We start from the raw sequence: 7,519 nt of genomic DNA on the forward strand, positions 1-7,519 counted from the left end.
TTCGTTGAACCCTAAGGTTATCGCTGTTTCATTTTATCAAAGCTAGCAAGATTTCTCAACGAAAATGACATTTTTATGTGAAAAAAATGAGAAACATTCATTTTGATAGCTTTTTTCAAAGTTACACATCTTTCTTCTATATAAAAAACACTCAATTGATTTTGAGTGTTTTGGTTCTTAATATTGGTTATTCTGCCATGGTATCCCGAGGTGTTGCGGTTAGGATCCAGGTAACTTCGGTTGCATATTGGCGCCTTGGTCTAAACTTTGAGCGCTGGCATCGGACATTTGGATGGCGATGTTATCTGCGGCCCAGTCGACTGACCACTTGCCACTAGCGGTTGACTGGTCGGCAGTCACTACTCTTGTATGGGTTTTATTAATGGTAATATTTGACGGTGCGATTGGAGCATGGTCTGTATTTTTCCCCACCACAGTCGCATTTGTCATATGGATATGGCCGTCTTCGATGTCTTGGTCTGTGCCGGCCAATTTAAATCCGGAATGATGGGCAGTGACGTCCCAAGCATTTTGCTTGCCGGAAAAGTCGGTCAGGGCAAGATGAAAAGGACTAGCTGCTTTGATGGTTCCGCTAGCGTCGGCTGTAACATTGTTAAAAGTGATCTTTGGATCAGCAGCTACATTAAAGTCGCCTGGTAAGATGGTAAATGAGACGTTGGTTGTAGCTGTTTCTGAATTGGAAGCTGCTTTTATTTGGGGTATGCCAAATGAAAAGACACTTAAAAAACTTACTATAGTGATAATTCTCTGAATGTTACGCATGATCTTCAACCTTACTTTCTCAGACTAGGGTGATGTGTTAGCAGGCGCAGTATTTAACGTCCAAATGTTATCTATAGAATTTATTCAACTGTATTTTATGTGATGCTACCGGGTAGAATTAAAAGATCCGAAATCAACATGCACTGTTTCATCATTCGTCCTCCCATTCAAAAAAGTGTTACTTCTTAACATCATATTCTCACAGGCCAATCATAGTCCGCAATATTGAAATTCACTAATTTTAAGTCGATTGTTTTAATGGTGATAATAAAACCAAAGTGAAATAAGGCTTTGTGTCGCTATTTATTTCACTTTTGAAGGAATATTTTTCTTTGAAAGCGCTTTTTATCAGTAAATTGAAAACAATTTTGTTTTAATGGGGAATTCGAAAAAAAGGCACAAAAAAAGCAACCGATTTTTTCATCGATTGCTTTGTCATTTATCTATGCTTTTGTTTGGTCGTCGTTTTTCTTGGTTTTACGTTGTAAGTAAATAATGTAGCCAATCATTGCCAAGATTAGGATTCCGACCACGATTGCTGCTGGAATAAACCAGGCTGGTAATACTTGTTTCGTAGTTTGTGTTGGTTCCACGACCGCGTCTTCGTTGATTTGATCTGACGCTTCTTTTTCGATGGTAAACGTTTTTTCTTCCTCCCAAACATCCTCACCGCGAGTCATGGTAATTTTCGCCACATAAGTGCCTGCTTCCATCTCAGTCGGCCATTCGATAACTAGTGGCATTGTAGAATTCGGCGCGAATTCGGCGTTTTCCATTGTTTCGCTGACTAATATTTCTTCGTCATTTTGCTTGCGGATGTCTGTTTGAATGGTCACTCCACCAGTCAATTTCGGCTGTGGGTTTTGAATATCTACCACAACTGATCGTGCCCCATCCGAAACTTGCGGTGTGACGTTCTTCACCTTAAAATCAGGCGCGATTTCCGTGTCATTTTCAGAAACTTGCAACGCCATGGCGTAGGCATAAGTATTCGAAACTGCGAACCCTTCGCTTGACGATTCGGTACTATCATCTTTCACTTCTGTAAAAATAATACCGCCCAATTTGACACCATCAAAGGCTTCTTCTGGTACATCCAGATTCACATTGACGAATTCACTTTCACCAACCGCTACTGTGACCTCATCTTGTTCTAGTGTCGCCCACTCAGTCACAGGATTTGTCAGTGTTTCGTCAGGATTTTCTGATAATTCCGCATCGTAAACGACTAGCCCATTTGCATTCGTTGATGCATTTACCAATTCCATCCCCACTGTTACAGGTTCAGTTCCTTCATTAATCACTTCAACTTGTAGGGTTTGTTGGTCTTCCGGTGCCACTCGTAAATCGAAGTATGAAACTTGTGGTGTAAGTTGATTTTCTGGCAATACCGGATAAACCGTGTAGCCAATTGTATTTTCTTCAGTGGCAGACACTTGGCGGACAAATGTCGTAGCTGTCACCAAGCTGATGAACAATGCCACTAAAACATGTTGTATAAATTTGCGCATCGAAAGCTCCCTTTCCCATCAAAAGACCTTGCCGATTCTCGATCGAGCAAGGTCTTGCGGTGTTGATTTTTATTTTAGATTATTGAGCATCTGGAGTTGCATATAAAGTCCAAGTTATATCTGTAGAATAAGTACCGCCGCTCAAACCTAAGTATTCTGATCCACTTAGAGATAAATTGATTTCGCTATTTGGCCAATTAATTTGCCATTGACCCATACCGTTACTATTAGTAGCAGTAATTACATCAGTTTCAGTAGTCCCTACTGAGACACCCTCTTGATTAAATACTGGCGCTATACCATATGCTTTTCCGTGTCCATTTAGTAGCGCAGTTCCTGTTCCAAAGTTAATTTTTGCATTTGGTAAAGCTTCATTACCATTAATCGTAAATGCACTTCTTCGCGCTCTGACTTCCCATCCTTGCTTTGTACCTCTATTATCAGTAACTGTTATATTAACATTTGAATTTGGATCAGCATTAAAAGTCATTGTATCTGCTACTTCTTCACCAAGCGTAATTTCTTCAAAGTTCACTGAACCATTGGATTGAATAGTTAAATCTCCAGCTGTAACTATTGCACTTGCTTGTGTTGTAGCTGTCCCTGGTGTCTCATCAGTTGCTGTCTCAGTAGCATACGCTACGTTTGTTGTTAGTGTTGCGGCTAAAGCTAATCCAATTAAACCCATCCCAAAAATTCTTTTCTTCATAGTATTTATTTCTCTCCCTTAATAAAATGTTGACGAAAAATTTACAGTGCCATCTGATAATAAAAGATTTTTTCAACATTGTCTATATCAATTGTAAACGGATAAACCTATCACGAATTCGAAATGTTGATTTATCAACATTTTCTCACTATATTGTGCTGTAAATTTATTTCCATAATTTCATCTAATGATTAAAACGGTACAAATTTTGTATTAAAAGTGATAAAAAACACTATATATGGTATTGAAAACTACTATAAATGGACAAAAAAACAACCGACTGCTCAGCCGGTTGTTTTTGTCAATATTGGTTTTGTATCTTTTTTGTAAATTAACTTAATATTGTATTTTTAAATTTAATCAATATCTTTCATTGTTAAATTGATACGGCCACGGTTATCGATTTCAGTTACTTTCACGGGTACTTTGTCACCTAATGACACAACATCTTCAACATTGTTTGTACGTTCAGCTTGTAATTGAGAAATGTGAACCAAACCATCTTTACCTTTAGCGATTTCCACAAAGGCACCGAATTTTTCGATACGTTTTACAGTACCTTCATAAATTTGACCTGCTTCAACTTTTAACGTTAATTCGCGGATGATTTCTTTAGCGCGTTCGATCATGGCTGCATCTGTTGACGCGATGTTTACGCCACCTTCTTGGTCGATATCAATTTTAACGCCTGTTTCATCGATAATCTTGTTGATGGTTTCCCCACCTTTACCGATAACCACTTTGATGTCGTTAGGATCGATACGAATTTGTTCAATCTTAGGTGCATAAGGGCTCATTTCTTCACGTGGTGCGTCAATTGTAGATGCTAAGTGACCTAAAATTTCCACACGTGCTTTATGTGCTTGGTCTAAAGCTTCACGTAAGATTTGTTCTGTAATCCCTTTGATCTTGATGTCCATTTGTAAAGCAGTGATACCTTCAGCAGTACCAGCTACTTTAAAGTCCATGTCACCTAAGTGGTCTTCTAGACCTTGGATATCAGTTAAGACTGTGTAGTTCACTTCGTCTTCATCCATGATCAGACCCATTGCGATACCAGCTACTGGTGCTTTGATTGGCACACCGGCATCCATTAAAGCTAAGGTACCAGCACAGATAGAAGCTTGAGAAGATGAACCGTTAGATTCTAATACTTCAGCTACTAAACGAATTGCGTAAGGGAATTCTTCTTCACTTGGTAATACTTGGCTTAAGGCACGGTAACCTAAAGCACCGTGACCAATTTCACGACGACCAGGTGAACCGTAACGACCTGTTGAACCTACAGAGTATTGAGGGAAGTTGTAGTGGTGCATGAAACGTTGTGTGACATCGCCACTTAAACCGTCAATACGTTGTTCTTCAGATAATGGTGCTAAAGTTGCTACTGACAAGGCTTGGGTTTGTCCACGTGTGAATAAACCAGAACCGTGCGTACGTGGTAATAAACCAACTTCAGATGATAAAGGACGGATTTCGTCAATTTTACGGCCATCAGGACGTACTTTATCGTCTGTGATTAAACGACGTACTTCTTTGTATTCTAATTGGTCAGCGATTTGACGCACTTGGTCCATTAAAGTCGCAACGTCTTCGTTTTCAGCGTATAAATCACTGTAGTCAGCGATGATAGCTGCTTTTACGTTTTCGATGTTTTCTTCACGTTCCAATTTGTCATAGACTTGGATTGCATCTACCATTTGTTGGTAGTATTTTGCAGTAATTTCAGCCACTAAAACTGGATCTGGTGTGTTTAATTTCACGTCCATTTTTTCTTGTCCGATTTTTTCACGAATTTCGTCTTGGAAGTAGCACAATTCGCGGATAGAAGTATGACCAAACATTAACGCTTCTAACATTTCAGTTTCAGATAATTCAGCAGCAGAAGATTCTACCATGTTGATAGCGTCTTTTGAACCAGCAACAATCAATTCTAAGTCTGATTGTTCTTGTTGGGCTACTGTTGGGTTGATGATGAAATCACCATTTACACGACCAACGTTAACCCCAGCAATTGGACCATCAAATGGAATGTTTGAAATAGTCAATGCTGCTGATGAACCTAACATTGCAGCCATTTCTGGTGAACAGTCAGGGTCTACAGATAAGACTGTATTGATGACTTGGACTTCGTTAGTGTAGCCTTCTTCAAACATTGGACGGATTGGACGGTCAATTAAACGTGCTGTTAAAGTAGCATGTTCACTTGGACGACCTTCACGTTTGATGTAACCACCAGGAATTTTACCAACTGAGTACATTTTTTCTTCGTAGTTCACTTGTAGTGGGAAGAAATCTTGGCCAGGTTTTGCTTCCTTAGCCCCTACAACAGCTGTTAAAACAACAGTGTCACCGTAACGTACAAGTACCGCTGCATTAGCTTGTTTAGCTAATTGGCCGTACTCAATTGACAATGGACGTCCAGCCCAATTCATCTTAAAAACTTGTTTTTCTTCTGTGTTCATTCGAACGCTCCTTTATTTCGCTTACTGCCAAACAGTTTGCTACTAAACAAATTTCTACATTTCATCCCTGAAACCCACAAATTTGCATAGTAGTAATTAACTGTCGGCATGCTATTTCATACTAGTTCATTTTCCTATAAAAGGTCGCAAAAATCAACAAAAGCGAGACACAAATGTATCCCGCTCGCAAAAATAATATTTGTTTGTAAAAATTAACGACGTAAGCCTAAAGCTTTGATCAATTCACGGTAACGTGCTACGTCTTTGTTACGTAAGTAAGCTAACAAGTTACGACGGTGACCAACTTTTTTCATTAAACCACGGTAAGAATGGTGGTCTTTTTTATGAGTACGTGCATGTTCGTTAAGAGAGTTAATATCTTCTGTTAAGATAGCGATTTGTACTTCTGGGCTACCAGTATCTCCTTCGTGACGTGCAAATTGTTGGATTAGTTCGTTTTTACGTTCTTTTGAAATTGCCATGTGACAACACCTCTTTCATAATTTTCGCCGTAAACTGCGTGAAGCGTTGGTGATTCAACTTACGAAGTAAACGGTCTTAGATATTATACATGGTTCTTCCGCAAAATTCAAGCTATTTCAGCCGATTTTATTTCTTTTAGCATATAGGACCTAAGTCGCTTGCAGCTTTGCTTAATTTTATATATTATAAAATATATTGCACTTATTGGAGGTCACTTATGCACGCAAGAAACAAATATATTCAGACAAGTATCCTAACCATCATACCCTTTATCTTACTATTCATACTTGTCCAAACCCAAAGGCACGCCCTCACCCACTTCGACATTCGCGTGGGCCAACACCTATATAATTGGGGTTCGCCAGCCTTTACCGATTTCGTTCAGACTTACACCTATCTAGGCAACACCCCTGGCGTCATCGTCACTACCCTCATCATCGCCGCTATCTTTTCTTGGATTAGCAAAAAGTGGTCCGTCGGTCTATGGACAAGCTTCACGATTTTTATGAGCACAGGTCTCATCGTCGGAGCGGTCAAATATACTGTTCGACGGATACGACCAGAATACGTTGCCCATTTAGTCAACCAGACTGGTTTTTCTTTTCCCTCTGGTCACGCCACGGGCTCTATAGTTGTATGGGGCACCTTGGCATTTCTGATCTGGCATTATTACGGTAAAGACCATCCCAAACTCAAGTATGTCTTGATTGCATTTGTTGCATTCATGATGATTGCCTTGGGTGGGTCTCGTTTATATCTAGGTGTCCATTATTTTACAGACGTTATCGCTGGTTGGTCACTTGGCGCCACCTGCTTGATTTGGGCCATTTACTTTTTTCACAAATACATCGAACCATAAACAAATAAAACCCTAGCCGTTTCAGGATGGCTAGGGTTTATTGTTGATAGAACTTGTTAAAAAAATTTGATGATAGATAAAAATTGAAGCTACTTGCTTGTTTAGTTGATTTGTCTTTTTGATTTGAATTATGTATATGATTAATGAATTATTTTGCTTTGGATTGGCTAATGACTGAATCAGATCAGTCGGTTATTTGAAGGTTTTCGGTAAATCCTCAACTGTTTCATACTTTCATTTTTGTTTAGGCTTTTTTGGATTTTCAATTTGTTAGTTAGGCAATTTGAAATGGAATTGTTGTTGTTATTGGTTTTACGATTCGTATTATTTTGTTGCTAGCTTAGATTTTGTATGCTATAAAACATTGCTTATATGCAAGTGCACCCAGAAGAAATGGTCATCATTCTTTCACCCCTTGTTTTTCACGCGTGATAAAAATTGTGAATTATTTGGATTAATTCGAATTAGTTCATTTCTATTTCGAATTAATTTATATTTATAGTATAAAACCCTACTTACTTTTTGTCAACACTTTTGTTTGATGAGTTTTGACCAATTGGACTTGAGCTTGCACATCTTGCTCCGCAGGGCTAGGAGTAGTTGGTGGGCGGAGGGTTATTCAGATGGTATTGGACGCAAAAAAGACATGCTTGTTTACTCAACAGGCATGCCTTTTTCATATTATTAGGGGTCTCAGACTTTTGGTGTG

The 7,519-nt window shown here is 39.0% G+C and carries 6 protein-coding genes; 1 reads left to right on the forward strand and 5 read right to left on the reverse strand.

Annotation, left to right across the window (positions count from 1 at the left end; all coding sequences use genetic code 11):
• Nucleotides 1-219 precede the first annotated feature (219 nt).
• The 5 genes from EF384_RS04560 to rpsO all read right to left on the reverse strand — a co-directional run bounded on the left by EF384_RS04560 (nt 220) and on the right by rpsO (nt 5,950).
• Nucleotides 220-783: a WxL domain-containing protein gene (locus EF384_RS04560; protein ID WP_123779804.1), complete on the reverse strand. Its 564-nt coding sequence runs from the start codon at nt 781-783 to the stop codon at nt 220-222.
• A gap of 443 nt (nt 784-1,226) precedes the next feature.
• Nucleotides 1,227-2,294: a WxLIP family cell surface protein gene (locus tag EF384_RS04565; RefSeq protein ID WP_123779805.1), complete on the reverse strand. Its 1,068-nt coding sequence runs from the start codon at nt 2,292-2,294 to the stop codon at nt 1,227-1,229.
• A gap of 79 nt (nt 2,295-2,373) precedes the next feature.
• Nucleotides 2,374-2,982 carry a WxL domain-containing protein gene (locus EF384_RS04570; RefSeq protein WP_158607409.1) on the reverse strand — a complete coding sequence of 203 codons (609 nt, stop codon included), beginning with the start codon at nt 2,980-2,982 and terminating at the stop codon, nt 2,374-2,376.
• Between the two features lie 377 nt (nt 2,983-3,359).
• Nucleotides 3,360-5,468: a polyribonucleotide nucleotidyltransferase gene (gene pnp, locus EF384_RS04575; RefSeq protein WP_123779807.1), complete on the reverse strand. Its 2,109-nt coding sequence runs from the start codon at nt 5,466-5,468 to the stop codon at nt 3,360-3,362.
• A 212-nt stretch (nt 5,469-5,680) separates the two neighbouring features.
• The gene (gene rpsO, locus EF384_RS04580) at nt 5,681-5,950 is read right to left on the reverse strand and encodes a 30S ribosomal protein S15 (protein ID WP_094518997.1); all 270 of its coding nucleotides are present in this window, start codon (nt 5,948-5,950) and stop codon (nt 5,681-5,683) included.
• A 218-nt stretch (nt 5,951-6,168) separates the two neighbouring features.
• On the opposite strand from rpsO, the gene EF384_RS04585 reads away from it, so the two are divergent.
• Nucleotides 6,169-6,810 carry a phosphatase PAP2 family protein gene (locus EF384_RS04585; RefSeq protein WP_123779808.1) on the forward strand — a complete coding sequence of 214 codons (642 nt, stop codon included), beginning with the start codon at nt 6,169-6,171 and terminating at the stop codon, nt 6,808-6,810.
• The last annotated feature ends 709 nt before the right edge of the window (nt 6,811-7,519 follow it).

It is taken from the genome of Aerococcus agrisoli (genome assembly GCF_003797145.1).
GTDB classification, from domain to species: Bacteria; Bacillota; Bacilli; order Lactobacillales; family Aerococcaceae; genus Aerococcus; species Aerococcus agrisoli.